The sequence below is a fragment of the Roseibium sp. SCP15 genome, assembly GCF_040329435.1.
Lineage (GTDB): Bacteria > Pseudomonadota > Alphaproteobacteria > Rhizobiales > Stappiaceae > Roseibium.
This window is the reverse complement of sequence record NZ_JBDZYI010000003.1, coordinates 598,505-613,136: the sequence shown is the minus strand read 5'-3', so window position 1 is coordinate 613,136 and position 14,632 is coordinate 598,505. Positions and strand designations below refer to the sequence as shown.

20 protein-coding genes are annotated in these 14,632 nt (G+C 54.4%); 9 read left to right on the top strand and 11 right to left on the bottom strand.

Going from position 1 to position 14,632, the window contains the following annotated elements; all coding sequences use genetic code 11:
- The first annotated feature begins 138 nt into the window (after nucleotides 1-138).
- Nucleotides 139-603 carry an Lrp/AsnC family transcriptional regulator gene (locus ABLO27_RS16730; protein WP_353034072.1) on the top strand — a complete coding sequence of 155 codons (465 nt, stop codon included), beginning with the start codon at nucleotides 139-141 and terminating at the stop codon, nucleotides 601-603.
- A 23-nt stretch (nucleotides 604-626) separates the two neighbouring features.
- On the opposite strand, the gene ABLO27_RS16725 is transcribed toward ABLO27_RS16730, so the two are convergent.
- From ABLO27_RS16725 to ABLO27_RS16700, 6 genes are all read right to left on the bottom strand, one after another.
- Complete coding sequence (locus tag ABLO27_RS16725; RefSeq protein WP_353034071.1) at nucleotides 627-1,250, bottom strand: LysE family translocator; 624 nt, start codon at nucleotides 1,248-1,250, stop codon at nucleotides 627-629.
- 45 nt (nucleotides 1,251-1,295) lie between these two features.
- Complete coding sequence (locus ABLO27_RS16720) at nucleotides 1,296-1,880, bottom strand: HD domain-containing protein (RefSeq protein WP_353034070.1); 585 nt, start codon at nucleotides 1,878-1,880, stop codon at nucleotides 1,296-1,298.
- The gene (locus ABLO27_RS16715) at nucleotides 1,881-2,630 is read right to left on the bottom strand and encodes a pyridoxine 5'-phosphate synthase (RefSeq protein ID WP_353034069.1); all 750 of its coding nucleotides are present in this window, start codon (nucleotides 2,628-2,630) and stop codon (nucleotides 1,881-1,883) included. It abuts the gene before it with no gap.
- A 102-nt stretch (nucleotides 2,631-2,732) separates the two neighbouring features.
- Nucleotides 2,733-3,197, bottom strand: a complete 465-nt coding sequence (locus tag ABLO27_RS16710; protein WP_353034068.1) for a hypothetical protein — start codon at nucleotides 3,195-3,197, stop codon at nucleotides 2,733-2,735.
- A gap of 293 nt (nucleotides 3,198-3,490) precedes the next feature.
- Complete coding sequence (locus ABLO27_RS16705; RefSeq protein ID WP_353034067.1) at nucleotides 3,491-4,102, bottom strand: DUF4166 domain-containing protein; 612 nt, start codon at nucleotides 4,100-4,102, stop codon at nucleotides 3,491-3,493.
- A gap of 44 nt (nucleotides 4,103-4,146) precedes the next feature.
- The gene (locus ABLO27_RS16700; protein ID WP_353034066.1) at nucleotides 4,147-4,596 is read right to left on the bottom strand and encodes a thiol-disulfide oxidoreductase DCC family protein; all 450 of its coding nucleotides are present in this window, start codon (nucleotides 4,594-4,596) and stop codon (nucleotides 4,147-4,149) included.
- 232 nt (nucleotides 4,597-4,828) lie between these two features.
- On the opposite strand from ABLO27_RS16700, the gene ABLO27_RS16695 reads away from it, so the two are divergent.
- The 3 genes from ABLO27_RS16695 to ABLO27_RS16685 all read left to right on the top strand — a co-directional run bounded on the left by ABLO27_RS16695 (nucleotide 4,829) and on the right by ABLO27_RS16685 (nucleotide 8,139).
- Nucleotides 4,829-6,043, top strand: coding sequence for a GTP-binding protein (locus tag ABLO27_RS16695; RefSeq protein ID WP_353034065.1), 1,215 nt, complete (start codon nucleotides 4,829-4,831; stop codon nucleotides 6,041-6,043).
- Nucleotides 6,040-6,669 carry a DUF1826 domain-containing protein gene (locus tag ABLO27_RS16690; protein ID WP_353034064.1) on the top strand — a complete coding sequence of 210 codons (630 nt, stop codon included), beginning with the start codon at nucleotides 6,040-6,042 and terminating at the stop codon, nucleotides 6,667-6,669. Before ABLO27_RS16695 ends, ABLO27_RS16690 begins: the two co-directional genes overlap by 4 nt.
- 210 nt (nucleotides 6,670-6,879) lie before the next feature.
- Entirely contained in the window at nucleotides 6,880-8,139 is a 1,260-nt protein-coding gene (locus ABLO27_RS16685) for a GGDEF domain-containing protein (RefSeq protein WP_353034063.1), read from the top strand.
- A 59-nt stretch (nucleotides 8,140-8,198) separates the two neighbouring features.
- Here ABLO27_RS16685 and serA read toward each other — a convergent pair whose 3' ends face one another.
- Both serA and ABLO27_RS16675 read right to left on the bottom strand, forming a co-directional pair.
- Nucleotides 8,199-9,443 carry a phosphoglycerate dehydrogenase gene (gene serA, locus ABLO27_RS16680; protein WP_353034062.1) on the bottom strand — a complete coding sequence of 415 codons (1,245 nt, stop codon included), beginning with the start codon at nucleotides 9,441-9,443 and terminating at the stop codon, nucleotides 8,199-8,201.
- Between the two features lie 157 nt (nucleotides 9,444-9,600).
- Nucleotides 9,601-9,933, bottom strand: a complete 333-nt coding sequence (locus tag ABLO27_RS16675) for an ArsR/SmtB family transcription factor (RefSeq protein WP_353034061.1) — start codon at nucleotides 9,931-9,933, stop codon at nucleotides 9,601-9,603.
- Nucleotides 9,934-9,990: 57 nt separating this feature from the next.
- Here ABLO27_RS16675 and ABLO27_RS16670 point away from each other — a divergent pair, with 57 nt between their 5' ends.
- The gene (locus tag ABLO27_RS16670; protein WP_353034060.1) at nucleotides 9,991-10,410 is read left to right on the top strand and encodes an SRPBCC family protein; all 420 of its coding nucleotides are present in this window, start codon (nucleotides 9,991-9,993) and stop codon (nucleotides 10,408-10,410) included.
- A gap of 18 nt (nucleotides 10,411-10,428) precedes the next feature.
- Nucleotides 10,429-10,881, top strand: a complete 453-nt coding sequence (locus ABLO27_RS16665; protein ID WP_353035053.1) for an SRPBCC family protein — start codon at nucleotides 10,429-10,431, stop codon at nucleotides 10,879-10,881.
- Nucleotides 10,882-10,936: 55 nt separating this feature from the next.
- Here ABLO27_RS16665 and ABLO27_RS16660 read toward each other — a convergent pair whose 3' ends face one another.
- Nucleotides 10,937-11,503 (bottom strand): hypothetical protein, encoded by a 567-nt coding sequence (locus ABLO27_RS16660; protein WP_353034059.1) that lies wholly within the window; start codon nucleotides 11,501-11,503, stop codon nucleotides 10,937-10,939.
- Nucleotides 11,504-11,578: 75 nt separating this feature from the next.
- Nucleotides 11,579-12,424 (bottom strand): arylamine N-acetyltransferase family protein, encoded by an 846-nt coding sequence (locus ABLO27_RS16655; protein WP_353034058.1) that lies wholly within the window; start codon nucleotides 12,422-12,424, stop codon nucleotides 11,579-11,581.
- A gap of 220 nt (nucleotides 12,425-12,644) precedes the next feature.
- Here ABLO27_RS16655 and ABLO27_RS16650 point away from each other — a divergent pair, with 220 nt between their 5' ends.
- The 3 genes from ABLO27_RS16650 to ABLO27_RS16640 are packed head-to-tail and all read left to right on the top strand — an operon-like array spanning nucleotide 12,645 to nucleotide 13,909.
- Nucleotides 12,645-13,103 (top strand): hypothetical protein, encoded by a 459-nt coding sequence (locus tag ABLO27_RS16650; protein ID WP_353034057.1) that lies wholly within the window; start codon nucleotides 12,645-12,647, stop codon nucleotides 13,101-13,103.
- A gap of 15 nt (nucleotides 13,104-13,118) precedes the next feature.
- On the top strand, nucleotides 13,119-13,481 hold the full coding sequence (locus ABLO27_RS16645) for an ArsR/SmtB family transcription factor (RefSeq protein WP_353034056.1): 363 nt from the start codon (nucleotides 13,119-13,121) through the stop codon (nucleotides 13,479-13,481).
- Nucleotides 13,478-13,909, top strand: a complete 432-nt coding sequence (locus ABLO27_RS16640) for an SRPBCC family protein (RefSeq protein WP_353034055.1) — start codon at nucleotides 13,478-13,480, stop codon at nucleotides 13,907-13,909. The genes ABLO27_RS16645 and ABLO27_RS16640 overlap by 4 nt, the downstream gene beginning before the upstream one ends.
- A gap of 125 nt (nucleotides 13,910-14,034) precedes the next feature.
- On the opposite strand, the gene ilvN is transcribed toward ABLO27_RS16640, so the two are convergent.
- The gene (gene ilvN / locus ABLO27_RS16635; protein WP_352944708.1) at nucleotides 14,035-14,607 is read right to left on the bottom strand and encodes an acetolactate synthase small subunit; all 573 of its coding nucleotides are present in this window, start codon (nucleotides 14,605-14,607) and stop codon (nucleotides 14,035-14,037) included.
- Nucleotides 14,608-14,632: the final 25 nt, after the last annotated feature.

The following is a 14,632-nucleotide window of genomic DNA, read 5'->3' as shown; positions in this document are numbered from 1 at the left end:
AAAGACCCCTGAAGCGTCTCAGAATTTCAATGAAAGGTGCTCTCTAAATTGCCTGATTTCATGCTCATAATTTCTTCAATTTCCTAGAACCAACTGGCAAAATAGAAAATATTAGGGAAAATATCGGAAGAATCTTTCATGGTAGAAGAGCTGGACAAAGTCGATCGCAGGATTCTCAAGTTCTTGCAGGTAGATGGACGGCTCACCAATGCCGAGCTTGCGGGCAAGGTGAACGTGAGTCCAGCCACCTGCCACCGGCGGACACAGCGATTGTTTGAGGAAGGGTTTGTCAGCGGCGTACGGGCCCAGATCGATCCTGAACGTGTCGACCGGTCAGCGCTTGTGATTGTCGGAGTGGTTCTGGATCGGTCGACACCGGAGAGCTTTGCCGAATTCGAAGACGTGGTGCGCAAGGCAGACTACATTCTTGACTGCCATCTGGTTGCTGGAGACTTCGATTATTTCCTGAAAATCCGAACCAGAGACATGGCAGACTTCAACAGGCTTCACGGCAAGGAGCTTATCGCGCTTCCAGGCGTGCGCCAGACAAGAACCTTCTTTGTGATGAAAGAAGTGACGGACAATGCGCCACTTCAGTTTTAGGGGTCGCCCTGTGTTTGTGACCTCTATCGGGTCGCGGTTGCCAGAGCAGTGCCGAAACCGACGAACAACCCGCCAGTGACACGCCTGACCCAGCGCATTCGCCTTGCCGATGTCAGGAACTTGCGCAGGTGATTGCCCGCAAAGGCGATCATGGCGTGATTGGCGAAACAAAGCGCGGCGTAGGTCACGGAAAGGATCGAAATTTCGAGCATGTCGATGCCTTCAGCGCGCATGAATTGTGGAAACAAAGCCGTGATGACAAGGATTGCCTTCGGATTTGTGACTGAGACGAAAAAGGCTTCGAGGAACAGTTTCAAGCTGCTCTTGCGGTCCGAGAGAGCAGAGGACGTAACCTGAAAACTCGACTTGTCACGCCAGACCTTCAGGCCGAGATAAATCAGGTAGGCGGCACCAACAAATTTCAGCACCGTGAAGGCAAGCGCGGAAGTGGCCATCAAGGCCCCGAAGCCGAAGGCTACGGCATATCCAATGACGATGAGGCCGACTGCATTGCCGGTTGCCGAGGCGAGGGTGGCATTGCGGCCGAAACGGAGTGTGTTGGAAATCGCCAGCATGATACCGGGACCCGGGCTGATGGCAGGCAGAAGGGAAACGGCCACGAAGACGAGCCAGAGATCAAATGACATATTCAAATTTTCCTGTCGGCCGATGATCGGAGACTTCTGAGGGGATCAGGGTAATAGTTTTTGGTCTTTGACGGCTTGCTCAAGCAGTTCCTGTGCGTAGGACCAAAGACCGGGAAAGGGAGAAAGACGCGCTTCCTTCGCAAGACGCATGTCTGCGGCGGAAAGCGGTTCGTGGGTAGGGGTTTCCATTCCAGACGCGAAGACCAGCAACATCGGATGAAGCGCATCCATGGCGTTGGCAAACTGGGCTTCGGGAGTTTTGTTTGCTTCAAACTCCAGCCAAAGGTTCTTGAACTCCGCAGCCTGGTCAGCTGGCAAGAGCGAAAACAGGCGTTCGGCCGCCGCGTGTTCCTTGTTGGACACCTCCGCAGCGTTTTCCGCAGTCACCCAATGATCGCCCGCGTCGATTTCTACAAGGTCATGCATGACCAGAAGCCGCACGACGTGATCAATATTGGTGCCCTCGCGAGCATGGTGTGCCAGCGTCAGCGTTTGAAGAACCACGTGCCAGCAATGTTCCGCTGTGCTTTCAGTACGCGCACCGCTGGAGAGCTGGTTCAGGCGGAAGACCTCTTTGAGTTTGTCCGTTTCCAGAAGGAAACTGACCTGCTTTTGTAGCGTGGGCTGCATTCAGAGCTCACCCATTGCATTGCGGAACCGGATGACGCTTTCCTTGAACCCGTAAATCAGTGCATCTGCGGTGAAGCCATGGCCGATGGACATTTCGCGAATGAACGGGGCCTTGGCGATCAGTGCCGGAATGTTTTCTACTGTCAGGTCATGGCCGGCATTGACGCCGAGGCCATTCTTCTGTGCGGTTTCGGCGGTTTCCGCGATCAGATCCAGTTCCTTCGCCGCTTTTTCAGGATTGTCGTAACAGGCGCCGTAAGGGCCGGTATAGATCTCGATCCTTTCCGCGCCCAATCGCGCCGCGTGTTCCGGATCGACAGGGTTTGGATCGCAGAAAAGGGAGACTGTAATAGCCCATTCCTTGGCAGCCGCGATGGCTGTTTCCAGTGCGCCTGTGTCCTTGGAAAAATCCCAGCCATGGTCGGAAGTTGTTTGGTCCGGATCGTCGGGAACGAACAGCACTTGTTCCGGCCGGGCCTCTTCAACGAGTTTCAGGAAATCCGGAGAAGGGTAGCCTTCAAGGCACAGTTCCTTGTTGGGAAAACGATCCTCGATCAGTTCTGCAAGTTCAAAGACATCTGTCTTGCGAATATGACGCTCGTCAGGGCGGGGATGAACCGTGATCCCCTTGGCGCCGGCGTCCATGGCAATCGCGGCCAGGCCGGTGACGCTAGGCCAGGGCAGGTCTCGGCGATTGCGCAACATGGCGATAGCGTTGACGTTGACGGACAGGCGCGAGACGGCAGGCATGGTTTGCATTCCGGTTGAGGCGGTTGACAGTTTGATTCAAGAAGTTTGATAGCCGTTGAAAGATTGTTGCAAAAACCCTTGAAGTCAAACGGGAAATTGTCACTAGGGACAATGTTTTGGCGGCGGGGCCTTGAACTTCGAGCGCATTTGAAGTGTGGCAAGATGAATGATGCAAAGACAGATACACCAGACAAGCAAGGCAACCGGCGTTATGAAAAGCAGCAAGGGCATGAAGGCTCCAAGCAGGGTACCTATTCCCGGTTCGATGAATGACCCAACAGCAGCGCCGCCCAGCATCGGGGATAAAATGGAGGCCAAACAGGCGAAGAACAGTCCTCTTCTGCCGGGGCGACCGTACCAGCCGGAGAATATCAACCCTCCGATCACACCGGATGCCAGTCCGATTCCAGTAAAGATGTCCTGCTCCGGGTTTGGCCTGTAATTGTTCATTGCAAATATGAGGGCAGTGCTGACCAGAGCTCCGGCCAAGGCTGACTGTATGGTGACCGGAAATCTCAATTTGTCATACCGCAGCCACTCCAGTGCGGACGATGTTCGATCGTTCAACTTGTTCCTCCTGCCATTGAAAGTTTGGATTTGTTGACTTCAGAGGAGGGAGCGGTCGTGTTTGCCTGGTTGAGGCAATCTCAGTTGGGTTGAATTGTTTGGAATGAAATCTGTCCGGCCCAATTGTTTCAAAATCACCCCCAGCAACCCTTTGCGGCACGGCACCGGGATGGGGTGCTCCTGCCTCTGAATGCGTGATGCTGAAGCGTAGACGGCAGTTTCAAGGGAATTGCGCAACGGGTTTGCAAATTCTCTGCAGATCCGCTGGAAAGCACCTGGTGTGCGGCTGCAGTTCAGTCGTCGTTGCGGACAGGTTCCAACCAGCCATGATACCGAACGAGCAATCCGATGCCCGGGAGGGAGATTGTTATGTCAAATTGAAACCTGCCGCCCTCGGCCGTTTCCATGGCCTCGCTTCGGGGCAGGAGCCAGTTGGGCAACGGAATTCCGAGAAGGGTTCCTCTTGCTACCGGAAAATGAAGCTGGTCTTGTGCGCGTTGCAGGTTGATATCAAACCCCATCAAACCGAAACGCTCGTGAATATGACCAGCACCTTCGCTGTCCCTCAAGGATAGGACAGATCTGAATTCGCTGGAGCCAAAGCACCTCGTCCAGGATTCCTTGTTGTCGCGACGCTCGATCGTCACGGTCAGGGGCGTTTCGTCTCTTTCCGACGGAAATCCGATCAACCGACACAGCAGGTTTGCGAATGCCGAGCTGCCGCGGGTAACTTTTGCCCGGCCGGTCCAGGAATGGCGATCCTGTACCGTGTGCAAGGACTGTACGGGAGCCGGCAAGGCATCAAAGTCTCCTCCGAGCGCCAGCTGAAAAAGGCTGGTGGGTGGCGTTTCGCGGTCGTGAGGGCGCACTGAAACCATTGTCGCTGCGTCTGCGATGTCGTCCAACGAGAGGTCTCCAGGGCGAGCGTGCCGGGATCGGGGAGCACAGGTCAATCGAGAAGTCGTCCTCGCAGGTTGTCTGTGGGAAGTGGGCAGCTGCGTCTGCCGAACCTGTATCTGTTTTGGGCAATTCGGTCATACAGCCAATCGGCGAATTGCCTGGGCAGAAGATCCAGCACTGCAAATGCCTTCCAGGGCCAACCCAGACTTTTCATGGCGGTGGTGAAAGACGCCATCCTGGTAAACGCCTGCTCGTTGTAGATGACGATGTTGGTTTCCATCCGGTCCGCGTCGAGGCCAAAGCGAAGATAGAGATCACGACCTATCGGGGAATGCGCATTGACGAATTTGTACTGCGCTCGCCTGTCGTGCCTTGCCATGAAACGTGCAAAGCCGGAGCAAATGATGCAATCCGCATCGAACACGATCAGGTTTCGTGTTTCGAATGAGATTTCCGATCCAGCTGCGGAGGCGGATTGAGTATTCAAAGCCTTGGTCATTTTCCGCTCTTTCCAATGGCAAAAAAGAAGCAGGCACATTGTAGGTGTAGTCAAACACGAGTTTCAAAATTGTGCGATCCACCACATGGTCGCAGCGGGAAATAGATTTTATCTGACGTCATTAGATGCGAGCGACTTTTTCATTGCCGGAACATGCAAGGAATTTCCGGTTGCGTAGGTGGGGTGTTAGTGTTTATGTAATGTAATAACATTACGATCAATGGACGCAAAAATGCCTGATACGCGACTGCCGGTTACGGTGTTGTCTGGATTTCTCGGTGCGGGAAAGACGACGTTGCTGAACCGCATCCTGAACAATCGAGACGGCCTGAAGGTGGCCGTCATCGTCAACGACATGTCGGAAGTCAACATTGATGCCGATCTGGTTCGGGCGGGCGGGGGAGAGCTCAGCCAGACTGATGAGACGCTGGTGGAAATGTCCAACGGCTGCATTTGCTGCACATTGCGCGATGACCTCCTGCAGGAAGTCCGACGCCTCTCGCAGGAAAAGCGATTTGACTATCTCCTGATTGAATCCACGGGCATCGCCGAACCTCTGCCTGTTGCAGCCACGTTCGAATTTCGGGATGAGGCGGGAGAAAGTCTGTCGGACGTGGCACGGCTCGACACGATGGTGACTGTCGTGGATGCGGTCAATCTCCTGAAGGACTATTCCAGCCATGATTTTCTGCAGGACCGCGGAGAGACGCTCGGTGAAGATGACGAACGTACGCTGGTGCATTTGCTGACCGACCAGATAGAGTTTGCCGATGTCATTGTGCTGAACAAGGTCAGCGTCGCACAGGATGGTCAGGTGGACGCGGCACGAAAGATCATTCGCAGTCTCAATGCGGACGCGAAGATCCTGGAGACTGATTATTCTGACATTCCTGCGACCGAAGTCTTGAACACCGGTCTCTTCGATTTTCAAAAGGCCCACGAACACCCGCTCTGGGCGAAAGAGCTTTATGGTTTTGCCGATCACGTTCCGGAGACGGATGAATATGGGGTTGCTTCCTTCGTATATCGGGCGCGGCGGCCATTTGTGCCACGGAATATCCATTCCGTTTTAAATGGTGCGTTGCCGGGAGTGATCCGGGCCAAGGGACATTTCTGGGTCGCGACCCGACCTGAATGGGTAGCTGAATTTTCCCTGGCAGGCGCACTTTCAAGCGTTGCTCCGATCGGCATCTGGTGGGCCTCCGTACCTAGGAACCGATGGCCGGAAGATCCCCGAGCTCAAGCCTACGCGAAATCTCATTGGATGGAGCCCTTTGGGGACCGCCGTCAGGAAATTGTCTTCATTGGTTCGGGAATTGACTGGCCACAGCTTAAGGCCCGTCTGGACGCATGTCTTGTTGAAGAAGCCGCAGGCAACGATTTGAAAGCGTTCCAGGGCATGCCCGATCCCTTTCCGAGTTGGCGCAGGACGGAGCAGGCAGCATGATCCTGGAGTCGACCGTACCGCGACAACAAGAACGCAGGGCAGAGGACGTTTTGCTGGCGGCAGAGCCGGATGTCTTTGAAGACATTGGCCTGCAGGGCGTGGCTGCCGCCGTCTGGCAGCGAAGGCCCGAGCCCTCTTTTCAAGCGTGGCTGGACAACCTTCCGGCAAGACACCTGCCAACGATGAGAGTTGTAACGCCGTTGGAGCATGTCCAATCTCTGGCAACGAGTGCATGCGAGCAGGCGAAGATGCCAGATTGTGAAGAGCGGAACATGCTGATTGATGACATTGCCGCTCTTGCTTTCATGGCCGGAAACGTCCTCGCTTGCAGCAGTTTGCGCGTTCGCCTCGATGTTGCATCAAACACCATGTGTCCGAAATTTCACCTCGACGCAGTGCCGGCAAGACTGCTGTGCACATATCGGGGAGCGGGAACCGAGTATTGTCTCGAGGGACAGACTTCGGACAGCCGGGGCATCCGGACGGTCAGAACCGGCTCCGCTGCGCTGTTCCGGGGAGCGAATTGGCCCTCGAAGGAAAGAACGGCGCTCTTGCACCGCTCACCTGCAGTGCGTGGCAGCGATGCAACCCGGCTGCTGCTGGTGATCGATCCGGTTGACGACTAAGTCCCGAACTTCGAAGGAATGGAACATACGGGAACGGTGGCTGCTCTCGCCACCTTTCCTCTTCCGGTGCACGTTCCTTGCTTTCAGAACAAGCGCAACAGGTTCTCCGGCGAGCCGTCAATGAACCTGCGGACATTTACCTGATTTCGCAGAATCCGGGAATCGTTGCATAGATGGGCGTTGCAACTGATATCCAGCGATGACCGGGAAATGACCACGTTCAACGCATTCCTTCTGTTTGCCCAGGCAGCGGTTTACTTCACCGTCATGATGGGCCTGCTGCGCGCCCGCAAGGTTATCGGCGTCGGCGTCTTCATGTGCGCGCTTGGTGTGATGCATTTTTTGGAAACCTACCTGGCCAGCGTCTTCTATATCGAGTTGCCATTCGGGATCATTTCGCCCGGCTCGACCGTGCTTTTTTCCGGCAAGCTCTTGATGATCCTGCTGCTCTACATCCGGGAAGATGCGCTTGTCGTGCGACAGGCGATTTACGGACTTCTGATCGGAAACTTCCTGATCGTTGCGCTGGTCATGATCCTCAGAAACCACGAAACGATCGTCATCACCGAAGGCAGATTGCCTGACATTGCCTTCATTGATGAAATAGGCAGTCTCATGGTCTGGGGCACATTGCTGCTCTTTGTCGACGCCATTGCGATCATCGTTCTCTATGAACGTATTGGGGATTGGTTTGGCCGGCATCTGGGGCTGAGGTTTCTGGTATGCGGTGCTGCCGTGCTGACATTCGATCAGGCGGGGTTCTTTCTCGCGCTTCACTATGTCTCCGGGGCTCCGTGGCATGTGTTTTTTGGCGGTCTTGTTGCCAAGCTTGTCGCGACGGTGGTCTATACGGCGCTGTTCATCGCCTATCTGAAGTACTTTGACGACGAGGCGGCATGGTTGACCAACAGGTCCTTCAAGGATGTGTTTCAGGTGCTCACCTACCGGGAGCGATATCATCAGCTTCTGGAGGCCACGACGAGAGATCACCTGACCGGAACCCTGCACCGGCGGCAATATGATCACAATGCACCAAAGATCCTTGAGAAGAGCCTGAGCGAAAGCAAGCCGCTTTCTCTGCTGGTGATCGATATCGATCACTTCAAGGCGGTAAATGATCGTCATGGCCATCAGGCCGGGGATCAGGTGCTGGCAAAGATTGCCCGGATGTTGAGCGAAAACCTTAGATCAGACGATCATCTCTACCGCTTCGGAGGTGAGGAGTTCGTGCTCATTTGCGAAAAGCTGCCGGCAGAAGCTGCCATGTCGCTAGCATCCAGACTGCGCAAGGCAATTGAACGGTTTAGCGCGATCTATTTTCCGGAGAAGATCACCGTGAGCATCGGTGTCGCGACGGCGCCGGAAGATGGCACTGTGTTGGAGACACTGTTTCAGGCCGCCGATATGCGTCTTTACGAGGCCAAGAGGGCAGGACGCAATCGGGTTTGCGGGCCGGCCGTTCAGGAATAGTTTCTTCCCGCTGAAGGCCGGCGACGCATTTTCCATTGAGCCGATACTGTCGGGGGGCGTCAGACCCGGTTGAGCAGGCGCGCCCTTATCGTGTTCGGAAGGCTGCGGATCTCTTCAAGAATGTCCACCGGGTCTTGAACCAGGCTGTCCACGTCCAGAACCACGTAGCCGATATCCTGATGCGATTGCATGAACTGAGCGTGGATGTTGAGATCGTGTCTGGTGAAGAGGTCGTTCAATGTGCGCATGGCGCCTGGAGCGTTGTGGTGAACCTGAATGAACCTTGTCATTTCGGTTCCCTTTGGCAATTGGACCTGCGGAAAGGAAACCGCGCCAACCGTGGAGCCGACATCAGAGTATTCAACCAGACGCTTGGAAACCTCTTCGCCGATCCGGTCCTGGGCTTCTTCAGTCGAGCCACCGACATGCGGTGTCAGGATGACATTGTCCAGACCGCGCAGCGGAGAGAGGAATTCGTCCTTGTTGGACTTGGGTTCGACGGGAAACACATCAATGGCCGCGCCCGCCAGATGCTCCGATTTCAGAGCTTCGGCGAGGGCTTCGATGTCGACAACCTTGCCGCGGGCGTTGTTGATGAGGAACGCGCCCTTTTTCATCTTCGAAATCTGGTCGGCGCCGAACATGTCGCGGGTTCCGGCCGTATCAGGCACGTGCAGGGAAACAACGTCTGAAGCAGCAAGCAATGCATCCAGGCTGTCAGCCGGCAGGACGTTGCCATGCTGAAGCTTGTCGACCAGGTCGAAATAGATCACGCGCATGCCCATTGCCTCAGCAAGGTTCGACAACTGCGTGCCGATATTGCCGTAGCCGACAATGCCAAGCGTCTTGCCGCGTACCTCGTGAGAGCCAACGGCGCTCTTCAACCAGCGTCCCTCGTGGGCGGCGGAAGACTTGGTGAAGACACCGCGCATCAGCATGACGATTTCAGCGATGGTCAACTCCGCAACAGAGCGTGTGTTGGAGAAAGGAGCGTTGAAGACCGGGATGCCACGGGTCAATGCACCGCTCAGATCCACCTGGTTGGTTCCCACCGAAAAACAGCCGACGGCGACCAGGCTCTTGGCAGCCTCCAGAACCTCTTCGGTCACCTGGGTCCGGGACCGGATGCCAAGGACCTGAACTCCCTGCAGCTTCTCGATCAGGGCATCCTTGTCCAGAGCGCCTGGCAGGACTTCCACATTGGTGTAACCGTTCTTTTCCAGAACCGCGCGCGCGGTCGGCGAAATGCCTTCCAGCAGCAGCCAGCGAATCTGATTTTTCGGCCGGGACAGACCGTGGATCATGGGCTTGAAGCCTTTTCTTGAGCGTTTAGTCGTCTGAAACGGGAAGAGCGTGTCAGCAATGATACTGACTGCCGGTGTCGTATACGCGCTGATCCGCGTCGCGTCTAGGCTGGAAAGCGTCAAATGGTGCGATGCTTCGCGGCAAAGCCACAAGGTGTCAGTTGGTCGGCGTTTCGAGATCGTCTCTGAGATGCGCCAGCATGTTGATGGCTTCGGTGGCATAGTCACCGATCCACCTATCGTAGATGTCCTTGATCGGCAGTGCGTTGAGATGGTTCCAGCGTTCACGGCCCTTCCGCTGTGCGATGAGAAGATTGGCGGCTTCCAGAACCCGCATGTGTTGCATGACGGTACAGCGATCTATTTCCGGAAACGCGTCACATAGCGCGCCGGTTGTCTTGGGGCCATCTTTCAAAAGATCAAGCATTCGCCTCCTGCGGCCATCCGCCAGAGCTTTGAAAATCTTGTCTGAATCATCGCTGCTTGACATGTTATAATTTTATAACATGATTGATGTGCAGGCAAGGATTACCTTGGGGACGATGAAATGTGCGCAGTACAAATCGACCTGGAAAGAGAATGCAGCGTGTCAGCGCAAAATCTTTGGGATGTCTTGCTTCAGCCGCCGCTGTGGTGGGGCCGGGGCGTGAAGTTGGACCCTGCTCCTGGAGGCATTTTTTACGAGCCCTGGCAGGACGCAAACGGAGCACATCACACCCACGGCAAGGTCACCGCGATTGAACCGCCGCGGTTGCTTGTGATGAGCTGGTGGGACGACGATTGGTCGTTCAAGACAGAAGTCACGTTTCAAGTGAAGAGCGTGAGAGATCACAGCCGGATCAGTCTCACCCACAAAGGCTGGGAGGCGGCACCCAAAGAATTGCAGCGCGAACTGATTGACGCTCATTCTCAAGGCTGGAGCTATCACCTCGACAACCTCGTGACCTGCGCCGGACAGGGACGGTGAAACGAAGGGTAGGAGAAAATCATGTTGTCATTCAGCGTGTCAGGACGAATTGCCAAACCGGTTTCCGAAGTTTTTGAAGCTGTGGTCAATCCGGATCGATTGTCGGGCTATTTCACCACAGGCGGTGCGGAAGGCCGGATGGAAAACGGAGCGACCGTTTTCTGGAGTTTCGCAGATTTTCCAGGTCGTTTTCCGGTCAAGGTGAGGGAAGTCGTCAAGGATCGGAAAATAGTCCTGCACTGGGAATCGGACGAACAGACCGACGAGGATGCCGAAACCATGGTCACAATGGAGTTCGAGGCACTCGAGGATGGCAGAACGCTGGTGACCATCAGCGAGGAAGGGTGGCGCGAGACGGCCAAGGGCAGCAAGGCATCCTATGGCAACTGCGAAGGCTGGACGCAGATGCTGTGTTGCCTGAAAGCCTTTGTCGAGCACGGCATCAATCTGCGCGAGGGCTACTACAAATAGGTGGGCGCCTTTCGCAATTCTGGGCAAGTCTCAAAGCTTAAGAATTGGCGCCTCGTCAACTTTGAGAAGGCTGCAATTCCAGATACCAAGTCTCACTGAATTTTCGCCAAAACCGCAAATCTGCAAGAGGTAGTTTTGGACCCCAACCATTGCCCTGGCTGAAAGTCGAAAACTTGAACGGTGTTGTTGGCGGTAGCTCGGAAGGTCGGCAAATTTCAGCGACTCTTTTGAGGTTCTCCAGAGTGCCCTCATTGTCCGCGTCAAAGTAAAAACTCATAAGCAAAAGATCGTATGAAAGTTTTGTAGCCTTCACAAATCTGCCGAAATCATTTGAAGATATTGAGTCCTTGAGACCAAGCGCTTCTTCGGAACTAAGCTTACAGTCCTCAAAAGGTTTCAGATTCTCATACCAAGTAACAGCATCACCAAAAGCAACCGAGAAAATCGGGCTTTCCCACATGTTTTTGCGAAACTCATCGAGCACGTTTCCGGTTATTTGGTGTCGATTGGCGAACTCGTTTACGAAGCACATTGCCAACCCAAAGCGCGCCGTAATTGAACACAAATGTGCGTCGTCCAAGAACTCATTGAAATCATTTGCCTGTTCTAAATTTTCACGCATTCGTCTGCCTAAATTTCAAGGGCCGGAAAAGGCTCATAAAGGGGTTGTGTAAATGTCAATTTCCAACCAAAGATGTTAGCCTGTCGATTGCACCGACAAGTTTTGGGAGCTTGTTGGTTGCATCGACGCAAGACGCTTGGCAATCGCGTCGATATCCGCATCGTCATAGCCGAGGCCCAGATCGTTGCGCATGAATTGTGTGAGGTCGCTTTGCTCCACAATGGTGCGAGTGGTTTTGCCGCCATCCACGGTGAAGCCGGCTAGGCCGTTTTGAAAACTGATCCAGCCGTTATCCGTCAGCCGGTAGAATTTCATGCTGGATGAGAAGGAAATTTCCGACCAGGTGGCGCAGAGATAGTTGGCAGCTTCAATGTCCATCCACTTGGGTGGCATGCGGTCGAAACCGTATAATGGTATCCAGTCATCTTCCGACTTGCGCTCCAGAACCTCCTCGTTTTCTGCGTCATCGAAACGGATACGGTAGACCTGATCGCGTATTTGCTGCTCGCCTGCCGTCGACAGGTTCACCGGATGGGCAGGGGCCTGTCCTCCGAAGCCGGTGTCCACCAGCCATTCACTCCCTTCAATCGTCACTATGTGGGCCAGATGGGATCTGACGCCTCCTTCAGGTGCTCCCATGCGCACGCGGGCCATGACTTTCCTGCTGGAAAAGCCGAGCGCCTTGAGAGCCATCTCCAGAAGAGTGTTCAGCTCAAAGCAGTATCCGCCGCAACGATCGAGCACCAGCTTCTGCCAAAGGCTGGTCTCGTCCAGCCTGGGAACCTGTCCGAGGAAGGGCAGGACGTTCTCGAACGGAATGGCGGTGATCTGTGCCGACTGCAATTGTTTCAGGCCGGTGGGGTCATGTGAACATGATTGAAGTCCAATCCGTTCCAGATAGACAGCGAGGTCAAAGGCCACGGGTTACCTCATCTCGATTTGACGTTTGGTCGATGTAGGATGTCTTTCGGGTTTTGGGAAGCCCTGGTTGTCTCGCTAACCGGTCGAGTAGCTTCCAGCAGAGTTTAAGCAGTCACGTCTATTCTTTTCTTGACATAGTACCTTTGGGTATCATAATTATGCGATACCTAAAGGTATCATATTGTGTGTGAATCGATTTTAACGCCAAGGAAGGTTTGTCATGAGCAAGCAGGATTATTCCAAAACGATCAGTGTTGCCGCCTCACTGACTGCAGTACATCAAGCATTGACTGCTGAAATTCGAGATTGGTGGAGTGAAGACCTGACTATTGGTGGCAATCAGTTCACAGTTGGATTTGGCGAAACGAAAAAGACCTTTAAGATGATCGTGCAGGCGGCCTCAGAAAACGGTTTTGAAATTGTTTGGATTTGTACTTCCGCAAACCTGCTTCATCCTGATGTGACAACTCCCGACGAATGGGTTGGAACCAGAATTGTCTGGCAAATTCATCCCAATAACAGCGGTGCTGACATTACGTTGACGCACGAGGGACTAAATTCCGATCTTGAATGTCACAATATTTGCGTGGGAGGTTGGGACCACTTTTTTCTCAGCAGTCTGAAAGACTACATTGTATCTGGTAAGGGACAGCCGTTCTCGTCAACAAAGGCGGCCTAACCAGAGAATGGAAACATGCAAGTAGACAGTCCGTCCCCAACACAGTTGCAATCCGTTTTTCAAGCGATAGCCGATCCGACCCGCAGGTCGATTCTATCGATGCTGTCGGAGCAGGACATGACCATTGGCGAGATCGTGGACAGGTTCAGTGTGACACGAGCGGCAATCAAGAAGCATCTCGTGATGCTGGAGCGGGGAGGGCTCATCTCTGTACAGCAGCGCGGACGTGAGCGGATCAACACTCTTGAGCCGATGGGTCTCAAGAGTGTTGATGACTGGCTCTCACATTTTCATCAGTTCTGGGACCAAAAACTCAGCAAGTTGCAAACTGTTGCTGAGAATGAAGAACGCGCGAAAACCCGGTCAAAAGACCCATGACCAATGCCATCGTTTCCAAGACGATCTTCATCAAGGCTTCACGAGAAACCGTTTGGACATTTCTCGTAGACAAGGACAGATTGGGCGATTGGTATCACCCGGCCAAGCGGGATCTGACCCTTGGTGAAGATTATGCCCTGGTGGAGAAGGGCGGGACACTTGAGAAGTGCGTAATCTGGGGGCGCGTTCTGGAAATGAAGCCGCCCGAACGTTTGGTCACAACCTTCAACATCGCTCCATTCAACGGCGCCGAAACGGTTGTTACGTGGTTATTGCAAGAAGTCGCGGGTGGGTCGCGTCTTACCTTGACCCACGAAGGTATTGCCGAAGCCTCGGGAGATTCAGCTATGGAGATGCTGGAATTTCTGGAAAAAGGTTGGGAAAGCCACCTGCAATGCATGTGGCAGGCGGTCACCAAACTGGATTGACGTCTCCGAGCGCTTCAGTGCCACGAGGCGGTAGGCTTATCTTCGGCCTGTGAGTGTTGCTCAATCTGTTAGGCAAAGACCCATCACCTGGAGGCGATGGGTCCGATGCGGCAAAAGCCTGTTCCTTACAGCCCTTCCGGCCCCCGCTGGACGGCGGCGACACCGGTGCGAGACACTTCGACAAGGCCGAGCGGCTTCATGATCGCGATGAACTGCTCGATCTTGGATGTGCGGCCGGTAATCTCGAAAACGAAATGCTCGGTCGTTGCATCGATAACCGTGGCCCGGAAAGCATCTCCAAGGCGCAGGGCCTCCAGGCGCTTGTCGCCATCACCCTTGACCTTGACAAGGGCAAGTTCACGCTCCAGCGGCTTGTCCTGATTGGCACGACGCGCGCGGACTGTGAGGTCGGTCACGCGATGCACCGGAACCAGACGGTCGAGCTGATGACGGATCTGCTCGATGATCATCGGGGTCCCTGTCGTCACGATCGTGATGCGGGACAGGTGTTTTTCGTGTTCGGTTTCCGACACGGTCAGGCTGTCGATGTTGTAGCCGCGGCCGGAGAACAGGCCGATCACACGGGCGAGAACGCCCGGCTCGTTGTCGACGAGTAGCGATAGGGTGTGGGTCTCGATCTCGTCGCTGACTTCAGCCAGGAAGTAGGCCGAAGGCGCATCTACATTCTGTGCGTTCATTTTCTAAAATCCTTGTGCCTGACCA

Excerpts from the sequence above, each read along its gene's own strand:
- ilvN (WP_352944708.1), bottom strand. The coding sequence starts at position 14,607 with ATGAACGCACAGAATGTAGATGCGCCTTCGGCCTACTTCCTGGCTGAA.
- ABLO27_RS16695 (WP_353034065.1), top strand. The coding sequence starts at position 4,829 with ATGCCTGATACGCGACTGCCGGTTACGGTGTTGTCTGGATTTCTCGGT.
- ABLO27_RS16720 (WP_353034070.1), bottom strand. The coding sequence starts at position 1,880 with ATGCAGCCCACGCTACAAAAGCAGGTCAGTTTCCTTCTGGAAACGGAC.
- ABLO27_RS16685 (WP_353034063.1), top strand. The coding sequence starts at position 6,880 with ATGACCACGTTCAACGCATTCCTTCTGTTTGCCCAGGCAGCGGTTTAC.
- ABLO27_RS16725 (WP_353034071.1), bottom strand. The coding sequence starts at position 1,250 with ATGTCATTTGATCTCTGGCTCGTCTTCGTGGCCGTTTCCCTTCTGCCT.
- ABLO27_RS16645 (WP_353034056.1), top strand. The coding sequence starts at position 13,119 with ATGCAAGTAGACAGTCCGTCCCCAACACAGTTGCAATCCGTTTTTCAA.
- ABLO27_RS16690 (WP_353034064.1), top strand. The coding sequence starts at position 6,040 with ATGATCCTGGAGTCGACCGTACCGCGACAACAAGAACGCAGGGCAGAG.
- ABLO27_RS16700 (WP_353034066.1), bottom strand. The coding sequence starts at position 4,596 with ATGACCAAGGCTTTGAATACTCAATCCGCCTCCGCAGCTGGATCGGAA.
- ABLO27_RS16640 (WP_353034055.1), top strand. The coding sequence starts at position 13,478 with ATGACCAATGCCATCGTTTCCAAGACGATCTTCATCAAGGCTTCACGA.
- ABLO27_RS16675 (WP_353034061.1), bottom strand. The coding sequence starts at position 9,933 with ATGTCAAGCAGCGATGATTCAGACAAGATTTTCAAAGCTCTGGCGGAT.
- ABLO27_RS16715 (WP_353034069.1), bottom strand. The coding sequence starts at position 2,630 with ATGCCTGCCGTCTCGCGCCTGTCCGTCAACGTCAACGCTATCGCCATG.
- ABLO27_RS16660 (WP_353034059.1), bottom strand. The coding sequence starts at position 11,503 with ATGCGTGAAAATTTAGAACAGGCAAATGATTTCAATGAGTTCTTGGAC.
- serA (WP_353034062.1), bottom strand. The coding sequence starts at position 9,443 with ATGATCCACGGTCTGTCCCGGCCGAAAAATCAGATTCGCTGGCTGCTG.
- ABLO27_RS16670 (WP_353034060.1), top strand. The coding sequence starts at position 9,991 with ATGTGCGCAGTACAAATCGACCTGGAAAGAGAATGCAGCGTGTCAGCG.
- ABLO27_RS16650 (WP_353034057.1), top strand. The coding sequence starts at position 12,645 with ATGAGCAAGCAGGATTATTCCAAAACGATCAGTGTTGCCGCCTCACTG.
- ABLO27_RS16730 (WP_353034072.1), top strand. The coding sequence starts at position 139 with ATGGTAGAAGAGCTGGACAAAGTCGATCGCAGGATTCTCAAGTTCTTG.